This is a genomic window from Mycobacterium sp. DL440 (assembly GCF_011745145.1).
GTDB lineage: Bacteria > Actinomycetota > Actinomycetes > Mycobacteriales > Mycobacteriaceae > Mycobacterium.
The window spans coordinates 3,613,272-3,639,783 of the sequence record NZ_CP050191.1; the positions used below are offsets into that span (position 1 = coordinate 3,613,272).

General features: G+C 67.4%; 23 protein-coding genes and 1 pseudogene. 12 read left to right on the plus strand and 12 right to left on the minus strand.

Features of this window, described 5'->3' with window-relative positions:
* Positions 1 to 26: 26 nt before the first annotated feature.
* The 4 genes from HBE63_RS17395 to HBE63_RS17410 form a co-directional block, all read right to left on the minus strand.
* Positions 27 to 977: a glucosyl-3-phosphoglycerate synthase gene (locus HBE63_RS17395; protein WP_166905848.1), complete on the minus strand. Its 951-nt coding sequence runs from the start codon at positions 975 to 977 to the stop codon at positions 27 to 29.
* Entirely contained in the window at positions 974 to 1,798 is an 825-nt protein-coding gene (gene folP, locus HBE63_RS17400; RefSeq protein ID WP_166909920.1) for a dihydropteroate synthase, read from the minus strand. The genes HBE63_RS17395 and folP overlap by 4 nt, the downstream gene beginning before the upstream one ends.
* A gap of 196 nt (positions 1,799 to 1,994) precedes the next feature.
* Positions 1,995 to 3,773, minus strand: coding sequence for a long-chain-acyl-CoA synthetase FadD6 (gene fadD6, locus HBE63_RS17405; protein ID WP_166905849.1), 1,779 nt, complete (start codon positions 3,771 to 3,773; stop codon positions 1,995 to 1,997).
* A gap of 93 nt (positions 3,774 to 3,866) precedes the next feature.
* Positions 3,867 to 4,427 carry a TIGR00730 family Rossman fold protein gene (locus HBE63_RS17410; RefSeq protein ID WP_166905850.1) on the minus strand — a complete coding sequence of 187 codons (561 nt, stop codon included), beginning with the start codon at positions 4,425 to 4,427 and terminating at the stop codon, positions 3,867 to 3,869.
* Between the two features lie 146 nt (positions 4,428 to 4,573).
* On the opposite strand from HBE63_RS17410, the gene HBE63_RS17415 reads away from it, so the two are divergent.
* The 4 genes from HBE63_RS17415 to HBE63_RS17430 all read left to right on the plus strand — a co-directional run bounded on the left by HBE63_RS17415 (position 4,574) and on the right by HBE63_RS17430 (position 8,787).
* On the plus strand, positions 4,574 to 5,263 hold the full coding sequence (locus tag HBE63_RS17415; protein WP_166905851.1) for a TetR/AcrR family transcriptional regulator: 690 nt from the start codon (positions 4,574 to 4,576) through the stop codon (positions 5,261 to 5,263).
* Positions 5,264 to 5,311: 48 nt separating this feature from the next.
* Positions 5,312 to 5,686: an STAS domain-containing protein gene (locus tag HBE63_RS17420; protein ID WP_166905852.1), complete on the plus strand. Its 375-nt coding sequence runs from the start codon at positions 5,312 to 5,314 to the stop codon at positions 5,684 to 5,686.
* A 10-nt stretch (positions 5,687 to 5,696) separates the two neighbouring features.
* Positions 5,697 to 7,781: an AAA family ATPase gene (locus HBE63_RS17425; RefSeq protein ID WP_166905853.1), complete on the plus strand. Its 2,085-nt coding sequence runs from the start codon at positions 5,697 to 5,699 to the stop codon at positions 7,779 to 7,781.
* 121 nt (positions 7,782 to 7,902) lie between these two features.
* Positions 7,903 to 8,787, plus strand: a complete 885-nt coding sequence (locus HBE63_RS17430) for a type VII secretion target (protein WP_166905854.1) — start codon at positions 7,903 to 7,905, stop codon at positions 8,785 to 8,787.
* Here HBE63_RS17430 and HBE63_RS17435 read toward each other — a convergent pair.
* The 3 genes from HBE63_RS17435 to dapE form a co-directional block, all read right to left on the minus strand.
* Entirely contained in the window at positions 8,768 to 10,390 is a 1,623-nt protein-coding gene (locus HBE63_RS17435; protein ID WP_166905855.1) for an ABC-F family ATP-binding cassette domain-containing protein, read from the minus strand. The two genes, HBE63_RS17430 and HBE63_RS17435, sit on opposite strands and share 20 nt — an antisense overlap.
* 183 nt (positions 10,391 to 10,573) lie before the next feature.
* A complete protein-coding gene (locus tag HBE63_RS17440; protein WP_166905856.1) occupies positions 10,574 to 10,939 on the minus strand; it encodes an RNA-binding S4 domain-containing protein in 366 nt (121 codons plus the stop codon).
* Positions 10,936 to 12,000, minus strand: a complete 1,065-nt coding sequence (gene dapE / locus HBE63_RS17445; RefSeq protein ID WP_166905857.1) for a succinyl-diaminopimelate desuccinylase — start codon at positions 11,998 to 12,000, stop codon at positions 10,936 to 10,938. The genes HBE63_RS17440 and dapE overlap by 4 nt, the downstream gene beginning before the upstream one ends.
* Before the next feature lie 34 nt (positions 12,001 to 12,034).
* Between dapE and dapD the strand changes: the two genes are divergently transcribed.
* Both dapD and HBE63_RS17455 read left to right on the plus strand, forming a co-directional pair.
* Positions 12,035 to 12,979, plus strand: a complete 945-nt coding sequence (gene dapD / locus HBE63_RS17450; protein ID WP_166905858.1) for a 2,3,4,5-tetrahydropyridine-2,6-dicarboxylate N-succinyltransferase — start codon at positions 12,035 to 12,037, stop codon at positions 12,977 to 12,979.
* Between the two features lie 80 nt (positions 12,980 to 13,059).
* On the plus strand, positions 13,060 to 14,493 hold the full coding sequence (locus tag HBE63_RS17455; RefSeq protein ID WP_166905859.1) for a hypothetical protein: 1,434 nt from the start codon (positions 13,060 to 13,062) through the stop codon (positions 14,491 to 14,493).
* A gap of 339 nt (positions 14,494 to 14,832) precedes the next feature.
* Here the strand turns inward: HBE63_RS17455 and HBE63_RS17465 are convergent, their stop codons facing one another.
* Both HBE63_RS17465 and HBE63_RS17470 read right to left on the minus strand, forming a co-directional pair.
* Positions 14,833 to 15,180, minus strand: a complete 348-nt coding sequence (locus tag HBE63_RS17465; protein WP_166905861.1) for a VOC family protein — start codon at positions 15,178 to 15,180, stop codon at positions 14,833 to 14,835.
* A complete protein-coding gene (locus tag HBE63_RS17470) occupies positions 15,171 to 16,577 on the minus strand; it encodes an acyl-CoA synthetase (protein WP_166905862.1) in 1,407 nt (468 codons plus the stop codon). Before HBE63_RS17470 ends, HBE63_RS17465 begins: the two co-directional genes overlap by 10 nt.
* Before the next feature lie 78 nt (positions 16,578 to 16,655).
* On the opposite strand from HBE63_RS17470, the pseudogene HBE63_RS17475 reads away from it, so the two are divergent.
* Positions 16,656 to 17,129 (plus strand): annotated as a pseudogene (locus HBE63_RS17475) (DUF309 domain-containing protein); the annotation flags it as partial.
* Entirely contained in the window at positions 17,124 to 17,669 is a 546-nt protein-coding gene (locus HBE63_RS17480) for an NUDIX hydrolase (RefSeq protein ID WP_166909922.1), read from the plus strand. The pseudogene HBE63_RS17475 and the gene HBE63_RS17480, both read left to right, overlap by 6 nt.
* Before the next feature lie 3 nt (positions 17,670 to 17,672).
* On the opposite strand, the gene HBE63_RS17485 is transcribed toward HBE63_RS17480, so the two are convergent.
* Together HBE63_RS17485 and pruA are read right to left on the minus strand one after the other, a co-directional pair.
* Entirely contained in the window at positions 17,673 to 18,632 is a 960-nt protein-coding gene (locus tag HBE63_RS17485; RefSeq protein ID WP_166905863.1) for a proline dehydrogenase family protein, read from the minus strand.
* A 1-nt stretch (position 18,633) separates the two neighbouring features.
* Positions 18,634 to 20,262, minus strand: a complete 1,629-nt coding sequence (pruA, locus tag HBE63_RS17490; RefSeq protein WP_166905864.1) for an L-glutamate gamma-semialdehyde dehydrogenase — start codon at positions 20,260 to 20,262, stop codon at positions 18,634 to 18,636.
* Between the two features lie 83 nt (positions 20,263 to 20,345).
* Between pruA and HBE63_RS17495 the strand changes: the two genes are divergently transcribed.
* The 4 genes from HBE63_RS17495 to HBE63_RS17510 all read left to right on the plus strand — a co-directional run bounded on the left by HBE63_RS17495 (position 20,346) and on the right by HBE63_RS17510 (position 25,315).
* On the plus strand, positions 20,346 to 21,917 hold the full coding sequence (locus tag HBE63_RS17495; RefSeq protein WP_166905865.1) for a CdaR family transcriptional regulator: 1,572 nt from the start codon (positions 20,346 to 20,348) through the stop codon (positions 21,915 to 21,917).
* 81 nt (positions 21,918 to 21,998) lie between these two features.
* Positions 21,999 to 23,483, plus strand: coding sequence for a carotenoid oxygenase family protein (locus HBE63_RS17500; RefSeq protein ID WP_166905866.1), 1,485 nt, complete (start codon positions 21,999 to 22,001; stop codon positions 23,481 to 23,483).
* A gap of 9 nt (positions 23,484 to 23,492) precedes the next feature.
* A complete protein-coding gene (locus tag HBE63_RS17505) occupies positions 23,493 to 24,701 on the plus strand; it encodes a sensor histidine kinase (protein WP_243858108.1) in 1,209 nt (402 codons plus the stop codon).
* On the plus strand, positions 24,698 to 25,315 hold the full coding sequence (locus HBE63_RS17510; protein WP_166905867.1) for a response regulator transcription factor: 618 nt from the start codon (positions 24,698 to 24,700) through the stop codon (positions 25,313 to 25,315). Before HBE63_RS17505 ends, HBE63_RS17510 begins: the two co-directional genes overlap by 4 nt.
* Before the next feature lie 75 nt (positions 25,316 to 25,390).
* Here the strand turns inward: HBE63_RS17510 and dapC are convergent, their stop codons facing one another.
* The gene (gene dapC, locus HBE63_RS17515) at positions 25,391 to 26,491 is read right to left on the minus strand and encodes a succinyldiaminopimelate transaminase (protein ID WP_166905868.1); all 1,101 of its coding nucleotides are present in this window, start codon (positions 26,489 to 26,491) and stop codon (positions 25,391 to 25,393) included.
* Between the last annotated feature and the right edge of the window lie 21 nt (positions 26,492 to 26,512).

The window sequence follows — 26,512 nt, forward strand, 5'->3', positions numbered from 1 at the left end:
GCTGGAATGCCGTTTCGGCCGGAAAATCAGCGCGGGCGCAAGGTCACCATCGGCGGGCGGTCGGCCAGCGAGACCGACGACACCCGGGGGGTGAAGTCGTCACCGTCGGCGAAGAACTGCGTCAACCCGACGCCCGAATCGGCGATCCCGCAGCGCGACAACAGGGTCGCGATGACCTGTCGGCTCATCGAGGCCAGCTCGGTCAGCGGCCGGTTGCGGTGCGCCCGGACCCCCAGGTTCACCTGCGCGATGGCGTCCAGGCCAAGGCGGTCATAGGTGTCGACCAGCAGCCCGATCTCCACACCGTAGCCGGGGGCGAACGGCACCGAAGTCAGCAGTTCGCGGGTGCCCGCGTACTCACCACCCAGCGGCTGGAGCACGCAATTGAGCTCGGGGCGCAGCGAAGCCAGCAGCGGGCGCGCCACCAACTCGGTGACCCGGCCGCCACCGTTGGCGTCCTCGGCGCCACTGACCTTGAGCGGCCGCCGGTAGAAACCCTTGACCAGGTGCACGCCGTCGGCCGTGAGCAACGGCCCGAGCAACTTGGGCACGAACATCGGATCGGGGTCGATGAGGTCGGAGTCGACGAAGACGATGATGTCGCCGGTGGCGGCGGCCAGCGACCGCCACAGCACCTCTCCCTTGCCCGGTTGCGGTGCGATCTCGGGCAGCGCCACTTCACGGCTGACGACCCGGGCTCCGGCAGCGACCGCGCGGATTTCGGTGTCGTCGGTGGAGCCCGAATCGAGCACGATCAGCTCGTCGACCAGCCCGCCGAGCAGCGGGGTGATGGTCCCGACCACGGAGGCGACGGTTTCTTCCTCGTTGAGGGCAGGCAACACCACCGAGACGGTGCGGCCGGCCTTGGCGGCCTCAAGCTCGGCGATGGTCCAGCTCGGCCGGTTCCAGCTGTGGTCGGTCAGCCAGCGGTGGCCAACGACGCCTTCGACGAATGACAGATCAGGCAGAGCGGTCATGCCAGTCCCCTCACTGTTCGTGCGGGTGCCCGCACTCCCTGGATCGACGCGACCATCTCCAGCACGCGCCGTGTGGGTCCGACCTCGTGTACCCGGAACATGGCAGCTCCATCCGCGGCGGCCAGTGCCGTCGCGGCCAGGGTGCCCTCCAGGCGTTCGGTCAGATCCACACCCAGAGTCTCCCCGACAAAATCCTTGTTGCTCAGCGCCATCAGCACAGGCCATCCGGTCTTAACAAGATCTTTTACGTGACGCAACAAACTAAGACCGTGATGAGTGTTTTTACCGAAATCATGGGTCGGGTCGATCAAGATCCGGTCGCGCGGCACACCGGTTGCTACAGCTCGCTCGGCCGCGGCGGTCACCTCGGCGATGGCGTCGTCGACGACGCCGCGTTCGGTGATCCCGTAGTTCACCCGGAACGGCCGGGTACGCGGCACCGCGCCGCCGGTGTGCGAGCAGACCAGCCCGGCGCCGAACTCGGCGGCCACCTCCGGCAGACCCGGGTCGGCACCCGCCCAGGTGTCGTTGATCAAATCGGCCCCGGCCGCACAGGCTTGCTTGGCCACCGCCGCGCGCCAGGTGTCAACGCTGATCAACTGGTCGGGGTAGGTGCCGCGCAGCCATTCGATGAAGGGCACGACGCGGGCGATCTCCTCTTGCGAATCGACCGGCCCGCCTGGACCTGCTTTGACCCCGCCCACGTCAATGACGTCGGCGCCCGCCTCGATGGCGCCGCGCGCTGCTTCTTTGGCCGCGTCGTCGGTGAAGGTGGCGCCGCGATCGTAGAACGAGTCAGGCGTCCGGTTGACGATCGCCATGATCAGCGCACGGTCACCCGCGACCGGGCGCCCGCAGAACAGGCCATTGCACGTCGACAACACGCCTCCATAGTGCCTGGTGCGGCATCCGCGACAACATTCCGCGCCGTATCCGCGTCGTTTTCCACCGAGGGGTCGAAACCGCCACGCTGTCGGCAACCCCGGAGTAGAAATCGGTGCGGAGTTGTGGGCTCGCCTACTTGGGCCGCTTACCGGCCGTCACTTCGTCGGGGTATTCGGGGTAGAAGGGCACGTAACCCTCCTCGCGACCGGCCAGCACGTACAGCGGATCCTTGACGTCGGCGCCGTAGCCCTGTTTTCGCAAGTCGACCTTCTGACTCTTGAACGTCGAGGTGTGGGCCAGTTCGGAGACGACGCGGACGAACAGCGGCACGGCGTAGGCCGGCAAGTGCCGGGAGAACGCATCAGCGACCTCCTTGCCGTCGAACTCGTGGTCGGACTTGAGCTGCAATGCAGCCATGCCGGCGCGGCCACCCGCACCGGGCACCTCCACCCCGAACACCGTGCACTCGTCGACGCCCGCGTGCCCGGCGAGCGCGGCCTCGACCTCGGTGGTGGCCACGTTCTCACCCTTCCACCGGAACGTGTCACCGAGCCGGTCGGCGAATGCGGCGTGGCCCAGGCCCTGGGAGCGCATCAGGTCGCCGGTGTTGAACCAGACGTCGCCTTCCTTGAAGGCGTCGCGGACAAGCTTCTTCTCGCTGGCGGCCTTGTCGGTATAGCCGTCGAACGGCTGCAGCGCATTGATCTTGGACAACATCAGGCCAGGCTCGCCGCGCTTGACCTTGCGCAACCGGCCGTCGGCGCCGCGGGCGGGTTCGCCGCTGTCGGCGTCGTATTCGACGAAGGCGACCGGGCTCGGGCAGATGCCGGTGGACTTCGACACGTTGAAGACGTTGACGAAGGCGGTGTTGCCCTCGCTGGCCGCGTAGAACTCGCACACCCGCGGGATACCGAACCGCTCGGTGAACTCGTCCCAGATAGCCGGGCGCAATCCGTTGCCGACGATGACGCGAACCTTGTGCGCGCGGTCGGTCGGCTTGGGCGGCTGGTTGAGCAGATACCCGCAGATCTCGCCGATGTAGACGAAGGCGGTCGCGCCGTAGGAGATGACCTCGTCCCAGAAGCGGGATGCCGAGAACGACTTGCCGAGTGCCAGCGCCGCACCCGAGTTCAGCGCCGAACCGACCGAGACGGTCAGGGCGTTGTTGTGGTAGAGCGGCAGGCAGCAGTACAGGGTGTCATCGCTGTGCAGCCGCAGGCCCAGGCCGCCGAATCCGGCCAGGGCGCGCAGCCAGCGGTAGTGCGTCATGACGCTGGCCTTGGGCATGCCTGTGGTACCCGAGGTGAAGATGTAGAAAGCCTTGTCCTTGGCCAGGACGGCCGACGCGCTGGCCGGGTTGGTGGTGGGCGCGGTGGCCGCCAGCCGACGCAGCTCATCGACCGTGATCAGTCCGTTGGCCTCGGCGCCGCATTCGGTGACGTGCTCGATCAGATCGGACTCGGCCACCACGGCAGCGGCGTTGAGCAGCCCGATGCTGTGGGCCAGCACCTTGCCGCGCTGGTGGTAGTTGAGCATGCCTGCGACGGCGCCGCACTTGACCACCGCCAGCATCAGCAGGACGGCATCGGGCGAGTTGCGCAGCATCACCCCGACCACGTCGCCGTGGCCGACGCCTTTGGCGGCGAGGACGGCCGCATACCGGTTGACGGTCTCGTTGGCCTCGCGGTAGGTGATGCGCTCATCGCCGAACTTGAGGAATACCCGGTCGGCGTACTGGGCGGCCCGCTCCTGGAACACCTTGCCGATCGACGTCTTGGCCGTCGGACGGGCCATCATTCCGGTGACGACACCCCGCACGATGACCGGCGCATCCATCAGCAGACCGGGTACCTGGCTGGCGAGGTCGAGTAGGCCGACGCTGCTCCTGGTGCCCGATTTCTGGTCGGTCATGCGGTGTCCCCCTGCGCGTTGTTATGGGTCTCGAGATGGCTCTCGTGTGGCCAACACCATAGCCGCGCCTGGTAACCGCCGTTACCGCCGGTTCTAGGTAACCAGCTCGCACGCCTCGAGCGCGGCGGCGACCTCGTCGACCACGACCAACCGATCCAAGGCCGCCTCGCTCACGTAACCGGAGGCGACGAGCCCGCGCAACCACTTCAACAAGCCGTCGTAGTGGCCGAACGGGTCGAGCAGCACCACCGGCTTCTCATGCATCCCGAGATAGCCCGCCGTCCACGCCTCGAAGAACTCCTCCAGCGTGCCGATGCCACCGGGCAGCGCGATGAACGCGTCGGAGCGGTCCTCCATCTCCTTCTTGCGTTCCCGCATGGTGTCGGTGACCACGAGTTCAGCGGCGTCCACGTCGGCGAGTTCGCGGTGAACGAGCGCCTTGGGGATCACGCCGACCGTGTGGCCGTTGCTCGAGCGCGCCGCGCGGGCCACCGCACCCATGGCTGAGACGTTGCCACCGCCGGAGACCAATGTCCATCCGCGCTTGGCGATCGCCACTCCAACCTCACTGGCCAAGGCCAGCAGCTCGGGATGGGTCGGACCCGAGGCGCAATAGACACACACCGCAAACTCGCGGTCAGATTCACCGGACACGCACACAACCTAGAGGGTGCCCGTGAACCGCCGATGTCGGGTGGGCGATGTCCGTGGGGCGATGTCCGTGGGGTGATGGACTCAGCCCACCCGCGCGGGGAGACTGAACGGAACTCGGAGGACGATCCAGGTGACTGAAGACGGCAATGACTGACAACGATGATCAACCGGCACGGTTGAGCCGCGAGTTCATCCTGGACACCGCGATCGAGCTGATCGACCGCGAAGGCCTGACCAAGCTGACCATGCGACGGCTGGGCACGGCCTGCGGTGTCGAAGCCATGGCGCTGTACCGCTATGTGCACAGCCGAGGCGATCTGCTGACCGGCGTGGTCAGCCACATCGTGGACCGCCTCTACTCCGATCAGCTCGCCGCGCGCCGGCAGGAAGACGGCTGGCAGGACTTCCTGCTGCGGCTGGGTCATGGCGTGCGGCAGATCGCCCTTGATCATCCCCAGGTGTTCCCGCTGGTGGCGACCGAGGCGCCGGAGGCTCCATGGGTGCGCCCTCCGCTGCGCAGCCTGCGCTGGATGGAGACCTTCCTGGAGACGCTGATCTCCTACGGGTTCGACGATGAGGCGGCCGTCGCTGCCTACCGGACGTACACCACGTTCCTGGTGGGGCAGTTGCTGCTCGAGGTGTCGGCACGTGGGGTCAGGCTCAGCCCGGACGAGGCGGCTCTCAACGACGAGCCGCGGCCCGATACGTCGCTGGCCGACTACCCGAACCTGCGTCGGTTACAACCGAAGCTGGCCGAGGATCACAGCGCCGACGAGTTCGAGGAGGCGTTGGAGGCCCTGCTCGACCGCGTCGAAACCTGGCTGAACGGTAATTGAGCCGCGCTGTTTACAACGTAAACCAAGGCGGCTATCCTCGGCTGTACCGTGGAATCGAACCAGCACGATCACGAGCTGCACTGGATGGCTCGCACCGCACCCGAAGGCCTCATCGTTCAGGTCTTCGGACAGGTGGATGCCCACAACGAATCCACCTGGGAACGCATGCTCGGCGAGTCGGCGGCCGCCGCTTCCGATGGATCCTTGCTCATCATCGACGGCGGATCCCTGGATTTCATGGGCTGCGGGGCGCTGATCGCCCTGGCCAAGCAGGCCGTCGAGAGCCTCCAGCAAGGAGTCACCGTGCGGCTCGTCATCACCCAGTCGAGCATCCGGCGAATCATCGTTGAATGCGGTATGGACGACACGATCTCGGCGCACCCGGATGTCGATTCGGCGTTGAAAGGCGACTGCCCACCATAGGATTCGGTGGATGGCTGTCGACTGGGTGCTCGCACCGCGTGACCGCGCGCTCGACGGCTTGGAGGCGGGCCTGCACGAGCGTTGCGGCGCCGCACTACTGGGCCCCGCCGGGGTGGGCAAGACATCAGTGGCCCGGACCGCGGCCGAACACCTCGCGCCGGATTTCCGCCGCGTCCTGTGGATCACCGGTACGGAATCGGCTGCGGCAGTTCCCTTTGCGGCGGTCGCGCACCTGATCGACATCCCCTCGGCGGGCAAGACCGCCGACGTGATGAGCGCAGCACGTGAGACGCTCGGATCCGAGTTGTTGATGGTCGTCGATGACGCGCACCTGCTGGACCGGTTGTCGGCGGCGCTCGTCTACCAACTCGCCGTGAGCGGCGCGGCCAAACTCATCGTGACCGCATCCGCGGGGGCGCCCAACGACGTCGCGGCATTGTGGGGCGACCGGTTGGTGAACCGTGTCGAGATGTCACCGCCGGGCCACGATGACGCCCGGCTGGCTGATCAGGTGGACACGTTTCTCGCCGACCTGCCCGACGACGTAGCCGCGGTCTTGCGACAGCTAGCAGTGCACGATCCGCTGCCCCTTTCCGATCTGACGGCATTGACCAGCGCCGATGCCGTGCAGGCGGCACAACACGGCGGCGTGATTCGCATCGACGACGAAGCAGTGCACTGCGTGCATCCGCTGTTCCTGAGCGCCATGCGGGCCACCATCGGCGGGCCCGGTCTGCGCCGGTTGCGCAACACGGTGGTCCAGCGGTTGTCCACGGCGCCGCGGCCCGGCGTGGTGGACCGGCTGCGGGTGGCGGTGCTGGCCCTCGACAGCGATGTGTCCCTGGCCGCTGACGAACTCGTCCGCGCGGCCGGCGAGGCGCTGCGGTTGGGCGACCTGGAATTGAGCGAACGGCTGGGGCGGGCCGCGACAGCGTCCGATGGCGAATCCAGTGCCGCTTTCACGGGTCTGCTGACATTGGCATACGCGCTGGCCTGGCAGGGCCGCGGTCGCGAGGCCGATGCCGTATTGGGACGCATCGACCCGGCCGGCCTGTCGGAGGACCAACTGATGGCGTGGGCGCTGCCGCAGGCGGCCAATCAGTTCTGGATGCTGTCAGAACCCGAACGCGCTACAGCGTTCCTGAGCGCCACCCGCCGGCGGGTATCCACGCCGAGGGCGCAGACCACACTCGACGCCTTGGCAGCGACCTTTGCGATGAATGCCGGTGCGCCACAACGGGCTTTGGGCCTGGCACTGGAGGTGCTGGCCTCCCCCGCGGCCGATGACACCGCAGTCGGCTGGGCCGGGTCGACAGCGGCGCTGAGTTGCGCACGCCTCGGCGCGTTCGACCGGGTCGACGCGATGGCCGAGCGCGCACTGACAGCAGGACATCCGGGTCTGTTGCGGTTCACCAGCGGATTCGGCCAAACCACGGCGCTACTGATGACCGGACAGCTGGCTCGTGCCGAGGAGTTGGCCCAAACGATCACCGATTTCACGCAGATGCTGCAGCCCGGCCGCGCCGTCGGCGAGGTGTTGATGGCTGACGTGCTCCTGGTTCGCGGCCAGTTCGATGAGGCGATCACCTTGTTACGCAAGGCGACTGCCGCGTTGGCACCGACGGGGTATTCCTGGGGCCCGTTGGCCTGGATGCTGCTGGCCCACGCGCTCGGGCAACGGGGCATGCCTGTTGAAGCCGGAAAGGCATTGTCGCGTGCGGAATCCCGGCACGGACTGAAGTCGATGCTGTTCGCGCCGGAGTTGGCACTGGCCCGGGCCTGGACCTGCTTTGCTCGCAAAGATTCAGTGGGTGCGGTGACCGCAGCCCGCGACGCTGCCAAAGCAGCAGAGCGCGGCGAACAATCCGCCGTAATGCTTCGGGCCTTGCATGATGGCGTGCGATTGGGTGATACCCGCGCCGTCGACGGGCTGGCCCGCGTGGATCTGGATTGCGTATTCGGTGAGCTGACTTCGGACCACGCGCGCGCGTTGGCGGGCGGGGACGGCGCGGCGTTGGCCGATGTCGCTGAGCGGTATCGCGGCGTCGGGATGCTCGCGGCGGCCGGGGACGCAGACCGTCAGGCATCCGCGTAACACTGGCATCGATGGACCGGATGCAGGTCGCAGGACTATGGACTGACCAATCACCGCGCAGCACACACCGAGACCGTACGTAGAATGCGCAGTGAGACCGCACGATCTCCAGGGGGGCTCGATGAACCAGCTTGTCGCCAATACTGGCGCGATCACCGGCCTGCAAGGGGTCGTCGGCGGGGTCAGTGAAGACATGAACAACTTCAAGAATGCGTTCTCGGGCCCATCGGACCTCGCATCGAGCCATGGCCCTATCGGTTCTTTTGTGCAGGGCGCGGTCGGTGGAGCCAACTCATCGCGGGACGGTGCCCTCGGTGCCACCCAGCAAGCCGCCGGCAGGATGGCCGATCTGCTCGGCCAGGCGTCAAAGGCCTACGATCGCGGCGATCTGAACGCCGCCGAACGACTCAAGGCCCAAGCCGATGCGCTCAGCGGTTCTGGCTCTGCGGCATCCACGGGCGGCGGGGCAAGCGGCGCAGGGGCGGGTGGCGGCGCCGACGGCGCGGGCCAGATGATGGGCCAATTCAGCCAGATGGCCGGGCAGATGATGCAGTCGGTGACCCAGCCACTGCAGGGCCTGAGCCAGGCCATGACGCAGGTGCCGCAGCAGGTCATGCAAGGAGTTCAAGGCATTGTCGAAGCCGCCACTCAGGCAGCCGGTGGTGGCGGCGACGCTGCGGCCACGGCCGCCGATGTCGGCGGTATGGGAGCCGACGAGGCCATCAAGGCCAACGCCACCGGTCATCAGGGCCCCGGCGACGGGCCGGGCGAGGGCTCCGACGGCGGCCCGTCGGAGCCGCACGACGGCAAAGACGACAAGAAGGACGACGCCGAGCACCGCAAACACGACGGTGAATCCGACCGCCGGGCCGAGGCCGGCGCCAGCGCCCTTGGGCACAACGAACAACTGGGCGATCGAGCCTCGGTCGGTGTGCGTCCGGAGGACGGCTACGGCGCCGGCGCGGTACCGACCCAGGTCCACAACATCAGCCCACGCCGGCAGTAGCGCTCAGCTCGCCGCCTTCCAGCCGCAGCCAGCGGTCAATGCCGATCGCCTCCAGGAACCGTTCGTCGTGGCTGACCACCACGAAAGCCCCCTGGTAGGCGTTCAGCGCCGATTCCAGTTGCCTCACGCTGGCCAGGTCCAGGTTGTTGGTCGGCTCGTCCAACAGCAGTAGCTGAGGCGCGGGTTCGGCGTAGAGCACGCACGCCAGCGTCGCCCGCAGCCGCTCCCCGCCTGACAATGCCGCGACCGGCAGGTAGATACGGTCGCCGCGAAACAGGAACTGCGCCAACAGATGCATACGCCGGGTGTGTGACAGGCTCGGCGCGGCGGCCGCCAGACTCTCGGCCACCGTGCGGTCCTCGACAAGCAGATCCAGCCGCTGCGACAGCGAGGCAATGCGCCCGTCAGCCCGCTGCACCATGCCCGAGTCGGGTTCTAACGCGCCGTCGATGATCCGCAGCAGGGTTGATTTGCCCGCCCCGTTGGAACCGCTCAGGGCGATGCGCTCCGGACCGCGGATAGAGAAACCAATACCGTTGTCGGCGAACAGTTTCTGCCCGCCACGGCTGATCTGCAGTCCGTCTCCCGCGAAGACCGTACGCCCCGCAGGCACCACGGTGTCGGGCAGCTCCAGCGCAATCACTTTGTCATCGCGCAACATTCGTTCGGCTTCGTCGAGCCGGTTGCGCGCATCATCGACCCGCTTGGCGTGCACATCGTCGGCGCGGGCCGCTGATTCCTGTGCATCCCGCTTGAGCTTGCCGGCCACGATCTTCGGCAATCCGGCGTCCTTGACGTTGCGCGCCGCAGTCGACGAGCGTCGAGCGGCCCGCTCCCGCGCCTCCTGCATCTGCCGCTTCTCGCACTTAAGCTGTTGTTCGGCGTTGCGGATATTGCCCTCCGCCACTGACTGCGCAGCCTCAACGGTTTCCTGGTAGGCGGTGAAATGTCCTCCGTAGAAGATGATTTCGCCGCGGTACAGCTCGGCGATCTGCTCCATCCGGTCCAGAAGCACCCGGTCATGACTGACCACCAGAAGACAGCCCGCGTAGCCGTCCAGCGCGTCGTACAGCCGGTGCCGGGCATCGCTGTCCAGGTTGTTGGTGGGCTCGTCGAGCAGCAGGACACCCGGCCGCTTCAACAATTGGGCAGCCAGCCCCAACGACACCACCTCCCCGCCCGACAGGGTTCCCAATCGGCGGTCCAGAGCGATGCCGCCCAGCCCGAGCCGGTCCAACTGGGCACGGGAGCGTTCCTCGACGTCCCAGTCATCGCCGATGGTGGTGAACACCTCCTCGCTGGCATCACCGGCGGCCAAGGCTGCCAATGCATCGAGCACCGGGGAGATCCCCAGCACCGCTGCGACGGTGAGATCCGCTGTGAACGGCAGGCTTTGGGGTAGATAGCCGACGGCGCCGCCGGTCGTCACCGAACCCGATGAGGGTCGGTACTCCCTGGCGATCAGCTTGAGCAGCGTGCTCTTTCCGGCGCCGTTGGGGGCCACCAACCCGGTGCGGCCGGGGCCGACGGAAAACGATAGGTCGGAGAACAGCTCGACATCATCGGGCCAGGAAAACGACAGATGGGAACAGACAATAGACATGCGGGAACTCCAAGGTGATGCGGGCAGCAGGCACCGCATTGAGGGACAGGAACGCAGAACGAAGAGCCGGGATTACCCGGAGATGACCTCTTCGTTGTCCTTGGCTCCCAGCATGTTTTCGGCCCACCTCGGTTGACAGCAGATGCGTTACCCATAGTACGCACGCGTGCAACCGATTTAAGTTCAGAACGTTCCGCGCAGCTGATCCAATTGGCGCCGTTCACGTTTCGTCGGCCGGCCGGCACCTCGATCTCGAACCGGAACGGCCGCCACGATCTCCTTGGGCGGCGGCGGCGGGCTGCGGTCGATCAGGCACTCGGAGGCCACCGAGGGCCCGACGCGTTTGGCGATCGGGCGGATGACCTCCACGATCCGGTCACGTCCGTCCAGCCGGACGCGCACCTCGTCACCGGGGCTTACGTGCTGCGCCGGTTTGGCCGGCACATTGTTGACCCGGACGTGACCACCCCGGCAGGCGGCCGCCGCCGCGGACCGGGTCTTGGTGATGCGCACGGCCCAGATCCAGCTGTCGACACGGACGGTGCTCACGTCAGATATCGCCGCAACGTATCGGTGGTGGCGGTGATCGCGGCGACGTCGACCCGTTCATCGACCTTGTGCGCGAGGTTGGGATCACCCGGCCCGTAGTTGACGGCCGGGATCCCCAGCGCGGCGAACCGGGACACATCCGTCCAGCCGTATTTGGCGCGGACCTGTCCCCCGGCGGCGGCCACCAGCGCGGCCGCTGCCGGTTGGGCCAGCCCGGGCAGGGCGCCCGCGGCGGCGTCGGTCAAGTCGATGGCGACGTCGAGGCCGTCGAACACCTCGTGCACGTGGGCGACGGCCTGCTCGACGCTGCGGTCGGGGGCGAATCGGAAGTTGACGGTCACCGATGCGGTGTCCGGGATGACGTTGCCGGCGATACCGCCGTCGATACGGACCGCCGACAGCCCTTCCCGGTACACACAGCCATCGATGTCGACGTTGCGGGGCTGGTAGGCGGTGAGCCGGTCCAGCACAGCGCCGAGTTTATGAATCGCGTTGTCGCCCAACCACGATCGTGCCGAATGCGCGCGGGTGCCGGTAGCGCCGACGACGACACGGATGGTGCCCTGGCAGCCCGCCTCGATGAAGCCGCCGGAGGGTTCGCCGAGGATCGCAACGTCGGCCTGAAGCCAATCCGGCAGCTCGCGTTCGATGCGGCCGAGCCCGTTGGCGCTGGACTCGATCTCCTCGCAGTCGTACATCACCAGGGTGATGTCATGGCTGGGCTCGGCGATCGTGGCGGCCAGGTGCAGGAACACCGCGTCACCCGACTTCATGTCCGAGGTGCCGCAGCCCCACATCTCGCCGTTCTTGATGTGGCTGGGCAGGTTGTCGGCGGCGGGCACGGTGTCGATGTGCCCGGCCAGCATCACCCGCGACGGGCGGCCCAGGTTGGTGCGGGCCAGCACGGCATCGCCGTTGCGGACCACCTCGAACCACGGCGCCTGCGCGCGCAGCGCAGCTTCGATCTCGTCGGCGATGCGTTGCTCGTGACGTGACTCGCTGGGGATGTCCACCAAGGCAGCGGTCAGCGCGATCGGATCGGCACGCAGGTCTAGCCCCATGGTGTTCGAGGCTAGTCCAGTAACCTTGGCCAACGTGACTGCAGCATCTGGCGTCGGCCTGGCCACCATCACCGCCGACGGGACCGTCCTGGACACCTGGTTTCCCGCCCCCGAGCTGAGCGCCTCCGGCGACGCCGGCACGGTGAAGCTCACCGGCGATGACATCCCCACCGAGTTCGCGGGTCTGACCGCCCCCGATACCGACCGCGGTGTCGAGGTGGTGGCGGTACGCACCACGATCGCCTCGCTGGACGACAGCCCTGTCGATACCTACGACGTCTGGCTGCGGCTGCACCTGCTGTCGCACCGGCTGACCAAGCCACACGAGGCCAACCTCGACGGCATCTTCGGCCTGCTGGCCAACGTGGTGTGGACGAACTTCGGGCCGTGCGCGGTCGAGGGATTCGAGACGGTGCGCGCCAAGCTGCGTCGCCGCGGGGCCGTCGCGGTCTACGGCGTCGACAAGTTCCCCCGCATGGTCGACTACGTGTTGCCCTCCGGAGTGCGCATCGCCGACGCCGACCGTGTCCGCCTGGGTGCACACCTCGCCGCGGGTACGACAGTCATGCACGAAGGCTTCGTGAACTTCAACGCCGGCACGCTGGGCACCTCGATGGTGGAGGGCCGCATCTCGGCCGGTGTGGTGGTCGACGACGGCTCCGACATCGGTGGCGGCGCGTCGATCATGGGCACGCTCTCCGGTGGCGGCAAAGAGGTGATCTCGGTGGGCAAGCGCTGCCTGCTGGGCGCCAACGCCGGCCTGGGCATCTCACTCGGCGATGACTGCGTCATCGAGGCCGGGCTCTACGTCACCGGTGGCACCAAGGTGACCACATCTGACGGCCAGACCACGAAGGCCGTCGAGCTCTCCGGCGCCAACAACCTGCTGTTCCGCCGCAACTCGCTCTCGGGTGCGGTCGAAGTGGTCAAGCGTGACGGCACCGGCATCACGCTCAACGAGGCGCTGCACGCCAACTAGATTCCTGCCGCCGAACGTCGGCTTGTGTGTCAAACTTCGCGAAAAGCAGACACGCAAGCCAACATTCGAGGACTCACGCTATGCGGCGTTTCGCGCGTTGGTGGACCATCGGCATGGTCGCCACAGTTGCCGTCTGCACGATAGCCGGTGGCGTCATCGTCTACTTGGCCGGGCGAACGCCGAGCAAGAGCGTTCCGGTGTTTCATCGGGGCGCCTGGCAGCCGCCAGCACAGAAGGTGCTTGCGTCACCAATGCGACAACAGCCGGTACCGGGCTGGCGCACTCACGTCGAGGATCTCAACCTGCCCGAATCGAGCATCTTCGGGACATCCGACAACTCGGCTCAGTCAGATCCCTTCGTGGGCGCTGTAAACAGCAACAGCTATTTTCTCACCAGCAGTCCTCGTGTACCCGACCGGCAGTGGTGGCTGGTCGGATTAGATGTCCACACCGGCAAACAATTGTTTTCACCGGTATCGATCGACGCTGGTTCGAGATTTCCCCACTGCTTTGTGAATGGGCCCCAGTTCGTGCTGTGCCTCGCCGACGCCGTTCACGGAGAAACCACGGAGACCACCGCGTGGGTGATCGACGCGCATACCGGCGAGGTGGTGTTCGACGGCCCGAGTGAGCTACACACCACGCCTGGCAGCGGCGTGCAAGTCGATCAGGCAGGAATCTACGCGGTAGCTCAGATACGAGGCGAGGGCCTTTACGGCATCGGCCCCCATGCGGAAACGACCTGGCTCGTTCCGCACACCGCAATGGTCTCCTCCAGAATTTCAGTTTCGGCCATCGACACTGCTCCACCAACCTTGGCCGCGGCGCAAGACACCACTCCCGGCTCCGATGGCATGGTTGTCTTCTCCTTAGCCGACGGCAAGGTGATGAGACCCGACCTGGGCAACGGCAATATTCCCGGATCGGCTGTCGTCTATCCCGGGGGATTCGCAATGGAGATCATTGCCGACACAGAGTACTCAACACCTCGCAGTGTGGCGTTCTTCGATGACGGCGGTAATCGTGTTGCCGAAACCAAGGTTTCGGGCTCTCTATCGCCATTTTCGATGTCCCTTCCCATTGTGGAGGATGTGCCCGTATCGACTGTCTTCGGAGCAAACGGGGCGGGACTCGTCCAACTCCTCGATCGGGAACTCACCCAGAACGCCGTGTTTGTCGGCCCGCGTCTATACGCGCCTGAATCCAATTGGGAAGGCCCGGTCAAAGTGCGAAAGTGGAGGCAGTTCGACCTGACGACAGGCGCAGAAGGAAACACCTGCCAAACCAACATGAGCGGCTATCTAGCCAATGACGGCAGCGTCGGCCTATTCGAAACGGTCCGCTACGAGGTCACTGGAGCCACGACGTTCGCGATGGACCTCGCCACCTGCCAAAAACTGTGGTCCGTTCCTGTCAGTCCTGATTCGTACCACAGGCTTTGGCGGATCAACGACACACTCGCGGAGCTTTCTGACGACGGCAAGGAACTCCACTCACTGGTAGCTCCTGGATAGTTCACGCCGACGTAGAGCCGTTCAGGTGCAGGGTATTCCGTGTGGGCCGCCGATCCAGTGGCCTGGTGGGGAGTTCCCCGGGCACCATTTCTTGACCTGCCCAGGCGGAAGGTTGGGGCCTGGGTTCCAGTCCACCCATCCCGGGCCCGGAATCCATGGAATGTTCGGTCCCCAGCCAGGGTCAGCCTGTGCCGAACCTGCGCCCAATGCGAGCGAGCCAAGGCCAAGCGCACCGGCGATCACCGCCGTTCCAGCGGCTTTCTTGAGATTCATACATGCCTCCAAACCGAGGCACGACATCGACGTGCAGTCCGTGCCCCGTCGGCACCCAAGTTACTCCTACTCGGCGGCGAGCACGCAGAACTCATTGCCCTCCGGGTCGGCCAGCACCACCCACGTTTCCTCACCTTGGCCGACGTCGACGTGGCGGGCGCCCATGCCGATCAGCCGGTCCACCTCGGCCTGCTGATCGTCTGGCGTGAAGTCCAGATGCAGGCGGTTCTTGACCACCTTGCCTTCCGGCACGGCCAGGAACAGCCAGATGGGGCCGGCGCCCGGTGGCGGGGTGAGGATCACATCACCGTCGGCATCAGTGTGTGAAGGCCAGCCGAGCACCTCCGACCACCACGCGCCCAACACTTCGGGATCGTGCGCGTCGATGCAGATCTCAGTGAATCTCAGTCCCATTGCGCCAGTTCCTTTTTCATCACCTTGCCCATGGCGTTGCGCGGCAGCCTGTCGACCAACCGGACTTCGCGGGGGCGTTTGTGTGCTGAAAGTTGTTGGGCCACAAATTCGATCAATGCCTCGGGGGCGGCATTGCCGACGACGAAGGCGACGATACGTTGCCCGAGGTCGTCGTCGGGCACCCCGACCACAGCTACCTCGTCGACGCCGTCGTGACCCAGCAGCACCGTCTCGATCTCACCGGCGCCGATGCGGTAACCGCCGGATTTGATCAGGTCCACCGACTCGCGCCCGACGATGCGGTGCATCCCGTCGGCGTCGATCACCGCGACGTCGCCGGTGCGGTACCAGCCGTCAGGATCGAAGGCGTCGGCGGTGGCCTCGGGCCGGTTGAGGTAGCCGTCGAACACCATGGGGCCCTTGATCTGCAGCCGGCCGATGGTCTCGCCGTCGTGCGGCACCGGGGCGCCGTCGTCGTCGACCAGCCTCGTCTGCACCCCGGCCAGCGGCAACCCGACCCACCCGGGTCTGCGCTCGCCGTCGACCCGGGTGGAAAGGGTGATCAGCGATTCGGTGCTGCCGTAGCGCTCCACGGGGACATGTCCCGTCAGCCGCACCAACTCGTCGAACACCGGCACCGGAAGGGGCGCGCTGCCGGAGACCAGCAGCCGCGCAGTCGAAAGGGCCAGCGCCGAGTCGAGATCCTTGACCACCCGCGACCACACGGTCGGCACCCCGAAGTACAGCGTCCCCTGAGCCTGTGCGTACGCGGCCGGCGTCGGTTTCCCGGTGTGTACGAAGCGGTTTCCGATCCGCAACGAGCCGAGCAGGCCCAATACCAGGCCGTGCACATGGAACAAGGGCAGCCCGTGCACCACGGTGTCGGCGGCGGTCCATTGCCAGGCCGCGGCCAGGGCGTCGACGTCGTCGGCGATGGCCTGGCGGCTCATCGGCACGCCCTTGGGCGCTCCGGTGGTGCCGGAGGTGTACATGATGATCGCGGTCGAATTCGGGGCCGGCTCGGGATAGCGGTGCCAGGACCGGGCGTGCAGCCGCACCGGGATGTGCGGCAACCCCTCGGTATCCTCGGGGCGCTCCCCCAGCCAGGCCTGGGCGCCCGAGTCGGTGAGAATGTGTCGACGCTCAGCCGCGCCGACGTCGGCAGGTACCGGGACCACCGGCACGCCGGCGATCAGGCACCCGATGATCGCGAGGACCGTCGTCGGGGTCGGTGTCGCCAGGACGGCGACGCGCTGCGCAACAGCCACACGCTCAGCCACCGAGGTGGCGGCACCGACGAGATCGCTGCGGCTCAGCACTGCACCGTCGATGGAAACGGCATCGTCAAGTTCGGCGCCGGCGGCAACGGCCGCGGGGTTCAGGGAGGCCAGCAACACTCTTGTGAGGCTACCGGCGTGCCGTCAGGCGATCCCACGCACTCGACAGGACTCGAAGTTGACGACAGGCTGGTGCCCATGGGCACAGCTGCGCGAGACCGCGATGATTCCGGCCGGCCGCGCAGCACTCGCCCGCGTGATGCACTCGGCCAGCCGCTGCCCTATGGCAGTGCGGGCGTCGCACGCATTCCCGACGACCTGGAGCTCTCACCCGCCAAAACCCTCGTCTACGCCCAGGATCTGCTCGACCGAGGTCAAGCGTTCAGCGCGCACGAAGTACTCGAAGCGGCGTGGAAGAACGGCCCGGAGCACGAGCGCGCGCTCTGGCAGGGTTTGGCACAGCTGGCCGTGGGCATCACCCATGTGCAACGCGGCAACCGGACCGGGGCCGCGGCGCTGCTGAAACGTGCATCGGCGCGGCTTTCCCTCGTCGACCAACCGGCGCCCTACGGCGTCGACGTGGTGCGTCTGGTCGACTTCGCCGCCACCCTGGCCGACGACATCGAGAACGCCGGCGACATCGCGCCAACGCGGTTACACATCCGCCTGACGGCCACCATCCGACAGACCGCGACCCGCGAGGTGTACCGGAACAGCTGGTTGACGCTGAGGGAGGACACCGTCGTGCGACCCGACGGCAGCACCGGCGTCTACGCCGTGGTCGACAAACCGACCTATGCCCTGGTGATCCCGTACGACGACACGCACGACAGGTTTCACCTCGTCGAGCAGTTCCGGTACCCACTTGCGCTGCGGCGGTGGGAGTTTCCACAGGGCACCGCCCCCGAACAGCTCGATCTCGATCCGGAAGCACTGGCCCACTGCGAACTTCGCGAGGAGACCGGCTTGCGCGCGGAGAGTATGCACCGGCTCGGCCAGCTCGACGTGGCTGCGGGGATGAGCAGCCAGCGCGGGTGGGTGTTCCTGGCGACCGGTCTCACCGAGGGCGAGCACGAACGCGAGCACGAGGAGCAGGACATGCACAGCGCGTGGTTCTCCCGTGAGGAGCTGGACGGGATGATCCGGAACGGTGGGATCACCGACGCCCAGAGCCTGGCGGCGTTGACGCTGCTGTCACTGCACCAGCGGTAGGGCTCAGTGGCGCTCAGCCAGGGCTCGCAGGAAGAACATCAGGTTGGCCGGGCGCTCGGCCAACCGCCGCACGAAGTAGCCGTACCATTCGTTGCCGAACGGGACGTACACCCGCACCTGGTTGCCCGCCTCGGCGAGCCGGCGTTGTTCGGCGTCGCGGATGTTGTAGAGCATCTGGTATTCGAAACCGTCCACGCCGCGGCCGAACTCGTCGGCAAGGCCAGGTACCGCGTCGATGATCTCCGGGTCGTGTGAGGCCACCATCGGGTAGCCCGATCCGGCCATCAGCACGTGCAGGCATCGTAGGTAGGAGTCGGTGACCTGTACCGCGTCGCGGTAGGCCACCGAGGCGGGTTCGTCGTAGGCACCCTTGCACAGCCTGATCCGGGCTCCCGAGGCGGCGAAATCGCGGCAGTCGTCCTCGGTCCGGTGCAGGTAGGCCTGCAGAACCGTTCCCAGCCAGTCGAACTCGGTGCGCAGGTCACGCACGATCGACAGGGTCGAGTCGGTGGTGGTGTGGTCCTCGGCGTCCACGGTCACCCACGCCCCGACGTCGCGGGCCTTGGCGCAGATGGTGTGCGCGTTCTCGTAGGCGATCTTCTCGCCGTCGCGGGGCAGCGCCTGGCCGAGCGCCGACAGCTTGAGTGACACTTCGAGCGGTCGCACTGCCGCGTCAACGTCGCCGCGGCGTGCCAACCCCTCAAGCAGTGCCAGGTAGGCCTGCACGGTGCGTTCGGCGTCGTCGGTGCTCGTGGTGTCCTCGCCGAGGTAGTCGACGCTGACCAACCGGCCCGAATCTCGCAGCGCACCAACGGTGTCAAGCGCATCGGGCACGGTCTCCCCTGCCACAAAGCGGTCCACCACCTTGCGGGTGATCGGGAGGCGTTCGGCCGTATGACGTAGCCGCGGCGAGTGCGATGCGGCCAGGATCGCCGGACGGGCAACCCGCTGAAACACGCCCATCTCAAGCCTCCATGTGCGGGTAGCGGTGGTTGGTGGCCGGCACGAAGGTCTCCTTGATGGAGCGCGCCGACGTCCAGCGCATCAGGTTCAACGCGGAGCCGGCCTTGTCGTTGGTGCCCGAGGCCCGCGAACCGCCGAACGGCTGTTGGCCGACGACCGCACCGGTCGGCTTGTCGTTGACGTAGAAGTTGCCCGCCGCGTTCCGCAGCCGGTCGGCGGCGGTGAGCACCGCTGCGCGATCGTCGGCGATCACCGCGCCGGTCAGGGCGTAGCGGGCGCCGGTGTCGACGACGTCGAGGATCTTTTCGTACTCGCCATCGGGGTAGACGTGCACGGCCAGGATCGGTCCGAAGTACTCGGTGGAGAAGGCCTCGTCGGTCGGGTCGTCGGAGAGCAGGACTGTGGGCCGCACGAAATATCCTTCGCTGTCGTCATATTCGCCGCCGGCGGCGATGGTGACGCCTGCGGCCCCCTTGGCCCGTTCGATCGCCGCGACGTTCTTGGCGTAGGAGCGGTCGTCGATCACGGCGCCGCCGTAGTTGGTCAAGTCGGTGACATCGCCATATTTCAGTTCCGAAGTGGCCGAGAGAAAATCGTCGCCCATCTGGTGCCATACCGAGCGTGGGATGAAGGCTCGTGAGGCGGCCGAGCATTTCTGCCCCTGGTAGTCGAAGGCACCGCGAATCAGGGCGGTGCGCAGGACATCCGGTCGGGCCGAGGAGTGCGCGACGACGAAGTCCTTGCCGCCGGTCTCGCCCACCAGCCGTGGATAAGTGTGGTAGCGGTCGATATTCGCACCGACTTCACGCCACAGGTGCTGGAAGGTGGCGGTCGATCCGGTGAAGTGGATGCCGGCCAGTCGTGGATCTGCCAGTGCCACATCGGACACCGCGATCCCGTCGCCGGTCACGAGGTTGATCACCCCGGGCGGGAGCCCGGCGGCCTCGAGCAGCTGCATGGTCAGGTAGGCCGCGAAGGTCTGGGTGGGCGAGGGTTTCCACACCACGGTGTTGCCCATCAGCGCGGGCGCGGTGGGCAGGTTGCCGGCAATCGCGGTGAAGTTGAATGGCGTGATGGCGTAGACGAAGCCTTCGAGCGGCCGGTGGTCGGTGCGGTTCCAGACACCGGGGCTGCTGATGGGCTGCTGCGCCAGGATCTGGCGGGCGAACTCGACGTTGAAGCGCCAGAAGTCGATCAGCTCGCAGGGGGCGTCGATCTCGGCCTGGTAGGCGGTCTTGGACTGGCCGAGCATGGTGGCCGCGGCGATCGTCGCCCGCCACGGTCCGGACAGCAGGTCGGCCGCGCGCAGGAACACTGCGGCGCGTTCGTCGAACGGCATCCGGGCCCAGTCGGTCTTGGCGGCCAGTGCGGCGTCGATGGCCGCACTGGCATCGGCGTTTTCGGCGTTGGTCAGGGTGCCCAGCTTCGCGCTGTGGCGATGGGGTTGCACGACGTCGATGCGCGCGCCACCGCCCATCGTGTGCTTGCCGCCGATGACGTGCGGCAGGTCGATCGGGGCGCCGGCAAGCTCGCCGAGCGCGGTGGTGAGCCGGGCGCGTTCCTCTGAGCCCGGTGCGTAGTCGTGAACCGGCTCGTTGGCCGGCGAGGGCACGTCGGTGATGGCATCCATGAGTCAAGAATCCCCGACGTGACCCACGTAACACTTGTCTGATCGGATAAGTCTTACCCCACCTGTCAGTAGAATCAGACAACATGGGCACTACCGGTGTCAGCCTGGGCCAATTGCTGTTGGCGCTGGATGCCACGCTGGTCCGGCTGGTTCAGGCGCCCCGCGGCCTGGATCTGCCGGTGGCCTCGGCTGCGCTGATCGATTCCGATGACGTGCGCCTGGGCCTGGCCCCGTCCGCGGGCGCCGCCGACGTCTTCTTCCTCCTCGGAGTCTCCGAGGCCGACGCGTTGAGCTGGGTCGAACAGCAGGCTGCGCGCCGGGTGCCCGCGGCGATCTTCATCAAGGAGCCGTCGGACGCCGTCGTCGAACGTGCGGTGGCAGCGGGCACCGCGGTGGTGGCCGTCGATCCGCGGGCCCGGTGGGAGCGGCTGTACCGGTTGGTCAACCACGTCTTCGAGCACCACAGTGACGGCGCACTGCACGATTCGGGCACCGATCTGTTCGGCCTGGCCCAGTCGGTGGCCGAACGCACGCACGGCATGGTCAGCATCGAGGACGCCCAGTCACACGTTCTGGCGTATTCGGCCTCCAGCGACGAGGCCGATGAGCTGCGCCGGTTGTCGATTCTCGGCCGGGCCGGCCCGCCGGAGCACCTGGCCTGGATCGCCCAGTGGGGCATCTTCGACGCGCTGCGGTCGCGGCCGGAAGCGGTGCGGGTGGCCGAGCGGCCCGAGTTGGGGTTGCGCCCCCGGCTGGCGATCGGCATCTTCGCACCCGCGGTCGACGAGCGGCGGGCCCCGGCCTTCGTCGGCACCATCTGGGTGCAGCAGGGCAGCCGCCCGCTGGCCGAGGACGCCGAGGAGGTGCTGCGCGGCGCCGCCGTGCTGGCCGCGCGCATCATGGCTCGGCTGGCCGCGGCGCCGTCTACGCATGCCGTGCGGGTACAGGAACTGCTGGGGCTGGGCGAGGCCGGGGCTCCGGTCGAGGTGGAGTTGATCGCCCGGGAACTGGGAGTGGCCGCCGACGGCCGGGCCGCGGTGATCGGGTTCAGCGGAGGCCCCCAGGGCCCTCGGCTGGCTGATGTTCTGGCGTTGAGCGCCAGCGCTTTTCGCCATGACGCACAGATGGCCTCGATGGGGTCACGGGTGTATGTGTTGTTTCCCAGCACCGGCAAGGCGGTGACGTCGTGGGTGCGGGGCACCGTGGCATCGCTCCGCGCCGAGTTGGGGCTGGAGCTGCACGCGGTGGTCGCCAGCCCGGTGGCCGGGTTGTCCGCTGCGGCGGCGGCCCGCGCCGATGTTGACCGGGTGCTCGACACTGCCGAACGTCATCCCGGAACGCTGGGCGCCGTCACCTCACTGGCCGAGGCGCGCACCACCGTGTTGCTCGACGAGATCGTCACCGCCATCGCCGCCGACGAGCGGCTGATCGATCCACGGGTGCGGACGCTGCGGGCCGACGAGCCGGTGTTGGCCGAGACCCTGGGTGTGTACCTGGACTGCTTCGGTGACGTCGCCGCCGCCGCCCAGCACCTCCATGTGCATCCCAACACCGTGCGCTACCGGATCCGCCGGGTCGAACAGCTGTTGGCGGCTTCCCTCAACGACGCCGACGTGCGTCTGCTGCTCGCGCTGAGCCTGCGCGCCACCGCGTGAGCCCATGTCCACCGTTCGGTTGACAGACCAATCAGCCGGGAAGTCGTCGCGCGGACGCGCCCGGAGGGGCACCGTGGAGTTATGACTACCGAAGCGGTTCAGCAGGAGTCCGAGCATCCGTATCTGAGCGGGAACTTCGCGCCGGTCCATGACGAGGTCACGGTCACCGGCCTCACGGTCACCGGGACCATTCCGGACTACCTCGACGGGCGCTATCTGCGCACCGGGCCCAACCCCCTGCGCGCTCCCGATCCGCAGCACCACCACTGGTTCCTGGGTGACGGCATGGCGCACGGGATCCGGCTGCGCGACGGCGCGGCGACCTGGTACCGCAACCGCTGGGTGCGGTCGAGCTCGGTGGCCCGTCAACTCGGCGAGAAGTGGGCCGGCGGTGCGCACGCGGGCGGATTCGATTTCCCCGCGAACACCAACATCATCGGCCACGCGGGCAAGACCTTGGTGCTCACGGAGGCCGGCGTGCGGCCCTACGAACTCACCGATGAGCTCGACACCGTGGGCCCGTCCGACTTCTGCGGCACGCTGTTCGGCGGATTCACCGCACACCCCAAGCACGACCCGAAAACCGGTGAGCTACATGCGGTGTCATACAACCCATTGCGCGGCAACCTGGTGAGCTACACCGTCACCGGAGTAGATGGCAAGGTCCGGCGCGCAGTCGACATCGCCTTGCCCGCACACACGATGATGCATGATTTCACGCTGACCGAGAAGTACGTGGTGCTCTACGACCTTCCGGTGGTGCTGGATCTGACGAGCATGGTCAAGAGCGCTCCCGCGCGTACTGCGGCGCGTCTGCTGACCGGATTCGCGGCCCGGCACGCGGCCCCGGACTTCGTATTGCGTGCGGCGATGCGTGGATCCGAACGCGCCGCGCTGCCGACGGGGACGATGCCCTACCGGTGGGCTCCGGAGCACGGAGCCCGTGTCGGGGTGATGCCCCGTGAGGGCTCGGCCGCTGACATCCGCTGGTTCGACATCCCGCCGTGCTACGTGTTCCACGCGCTCAACGGTTATGACCAGGCCGGGCCGGATGGTGAGCAGGTCGTGCTCGATGTGGTCCGGCACCCGGCGGTGTTCACCACCGGGGACCGACTGTTCACCGACTCGATCACGTTGGACCGGTGGACCATTGACCTTCGCACCGGACACGTGCGTGAAGATCGACTCCATGACGACGCCCAGGAGTTCCCGCGCGTCGACGAGCGGCTGGTCGGCCGGCAGCACCGGTACGGCTATACCGTCAGCCTCCCATCGGAACCGGACGCGGCACCGGCGGCCATCCTGCGCCACGACCTACGGGACGGCACCACCGAGCGCATCGACTTCGGGGCCGGGCGGGAACCCGGTGAATTCGTTTTCGTCCCGGCCGGGCCGGACGCCGACGAGAACGACGGCGTGGTGATGGGATTCGTCTACGACCGCGCCGAGAACCGCAGCGATCTGGTGTTGCTGGATGGTCAGACTCTGGCACCCGTTGCCACCGTGCATATTCCGGTCCGGGTTCCGCACGGCTTCCACGGCAATTGGGTCGCTTCGGACCGTTAGCATCGGCAGATGACCGAAACCGGTCGATCCACACCACCTGCCGTGCGGGAGCCGTCGGACTGGCACTGGATGTGGGAGACCTACGTCTGTGGGCTGTGTGTCGCGGCGATCGTCGCGGTGGTTCTGCTGCAACACACTTTCGGTGGCAACGTGCCGGTCGCCTGTACCGGGCTCGCAGCCATGGTGTTGATTGTTCTGATTTTCGGCCGCAACATCATTCGCGATGCAGATCCGATCGCCGGCCCGGTGCGGGCACGGACGGCAACGTTCGTGGCAGTGATGATCGGGCTCTGGCTCGTCGCGCTCGTGGCGGCGCCCCCTGCCGTCGCGGCGATTCCGGCGCTCTATCCACTGATCTTCGCGACGCTGCCGCTGACGGCGGCATTGACGCTGACCTTCCTGGTAACCCTGGCACCGCTGGGCCTTGTCGTGGCAAGCCATGGTTCGGGTTGGCCGAGCCTACCTGCGGTGGCGGCGGTGACACTCGTCGGCGCGGTGGCCGCCCCGATCATCGGTACCACCATCATGACTACCATGCGCCAGCGCCAGCAGTTGACCGAGACAGTCGCCGACCTGGCAGCCAGTCGGGCCCAGACCGCCCGGCTGTCGCGGGAGGCCGGGGTGGCCGCCGAACGGGAGCGGTTGGCCCGCGAGATCCACGACACCCTGGCACAGGGGTTCACCAGCATCGTGGCGCTCGCCCAGGCGGTGCAGGCCGAAAGCGACACCGACCCGGCCGCCGCCGCCCGGCATGTGGAGTTGATCCGCAACACCGCACGCGACAACCTGGCCGAGGCCCGCACCATGGTCACCCGACTGACCCCGGCCGCGTTGGAGGAGGGCTCCCTGTCTGCCGCACTGCGCCGCCAGTGCGACCGCCTGGCGGCCGAAACGGGCATCGCCGTCGACGTACGAATCGACGACGATCTGCCGGAGCTCGGCATGGCCACCGACGTGGTGTTGCTGCGTAGCGCACAGGAGGCGATGACGAACGTGCGCCGGCATTCCCGGGCCAGTGAACTGCAGGTCCGGCTGCAACCTGCGCCGGATGGGGTACGACTTTCCTTGTCCGACAACGGTATCGGTCTGCAATCCGATCACGTCGACGGATTCGGCCTGCGCGGTATGCAGGCCCGGCTGGATCAGGTCGGCGGCACCCTGACGCTGTCGGTGCCCGACGGCGGCGGTGTGCGGGTCGTCGTGGCGGTGCCGGCATGACGACCGTCCTGCTGGTCGATGACCATCCGGTGGTCCGTGAGGGGCTGCGCGGGATGATCGACGCCGAAGACGATCTGACCGTGATCGGTGAGGCCGGCTCCGGGGCCGAGGCGATCGGACTCGCCGGAAAACTGTGTCCCGATGTCATCTTGATGGACCTGCGGATGCCCGGGATCGACGGTGTCACCGCCACTGCGCAGATTCTGGCCGACAATCCTTCGGTCCACATCGTCGTGGTCACCACCTACGAAAGCGACAGCGACATCCTTCGCGCCGTCGAGGCCGGGGCGACGGGTTACCTGCTCAAGGACGCGTCCCGCGCCGAGCTGGCCCGCGCGGTGCGCGACGCGGCGCGGGGCAAGACGGTGCTGGCCCCCGGGGTTGCCGACCGATTGGTGAACGCGGTGCGCGCGCCGGCGGTGACGTTGTCGGTACGGGAGGCCGAGGCGCTGGCCCTGGTGGCCACGGGCGCCACCAACGCCGATATCGGCCGCGCCCTGCACATCAGCGAGGCCACGGTGAAGACGCATCTGCTGCGGGCATTCCACAAACTGGGAGTATCGGACCGCACGGCGGCCGTGACGAAGGCGATGGCGCTGGGATTGCTCGGCTGACCATTTCTCTCGCGAGCAGACGCGGAGGTACCCCAAAAAGGGCATTTCCGGGTACCGGAGCGTCTGCTCGCCGGGTTAGGTGAGCCGCCGGACCGCGGTGGCGATGCGCTCGTCGGTCGCCGTCAGCGCGACGCGCACAAACTGCGCTCCGGCCGGACCGTAGAACTCACCCGGCGCGACGAGGATCCCGCGCTCCGCCAACCATTTGACGGTGTCGCGGCAGGGCTCGCCGCGGGTGGCCCACAGGTACAGGCCCGCCTCGGAATGTTCCACCGTGAATCCGGCCGCTTTCATCGCGGGCAGCAGCAGCGCGCGTCGCCGCGCGTACCGCTCACGCTGCACGGCCTCATGCTCGTCGTCGTCGAGAGCGGCGACCATCGCGGCCTGCACCGCCGTCGGCACCATCATCCCGGCATGTTTGCGGACCGCCAGCAGTTCGGCGACCACGGCCGGGTCACCGGCGACGAACCCCGCGCGGTAGCCGGCCAGCGAGGAGGTCTTGGACAACGAGTGCACGGCCAGCAGCCCGGTGTGGTCACCGTCGCATACCGACGGGTGCAGGACGCTGAGCGGTTCGGCTTCCCAGCTCAGGCCCAAGTAGCACTCATCGGAGGCGATGAGCACGCCCCGGTCGCGGGCCCAGGACACCACCTTGCGCAGGTGGTCGAGCGGGAGCACCTTCCCGGTGGGGTTGCTGGGCGAGTTGAGATAGATCAGCGCGGGACGCTGTGGACCCAGCTGGGTCAGTGAATCGGCGCGCAGCACCTGCGCCCCGGCCAGCAGGGCGCCGACCTCGTAGGTCGGGTAGGCCAGCTCGGGAACGACGACGGCATCGCCGGGGCCGATCGCCAGCAGCGTCGGCAGCCAGGCGATCAGCTCCTTGGTGCCGATCACCGGCAGCACCGCATCCGGCGCCAGGTCGGTGATGCCGTACCGGCGCCGCAGCGCCGCTCCGGCTGAAGCGCGCAGGGCCGGGGTACCGGCCGTCGTCGGATAGCCGGGGGCGGAGCTCGCGGCGGCCAACGCGTCCCGGATCACCGGCGCCACCGGGTCTACCGGGGTACCTACCGAGAGGTCGACGATTCCGTCGGGGTGTGATCGGGCCAGCGCTGTGACGTCGGCCAGGGTGTCCCACGGGAACTCTGGCAGTGCCGCCGAACGACGCTGTCGCACCACGTCAGTCTCGAAGCCGGATTC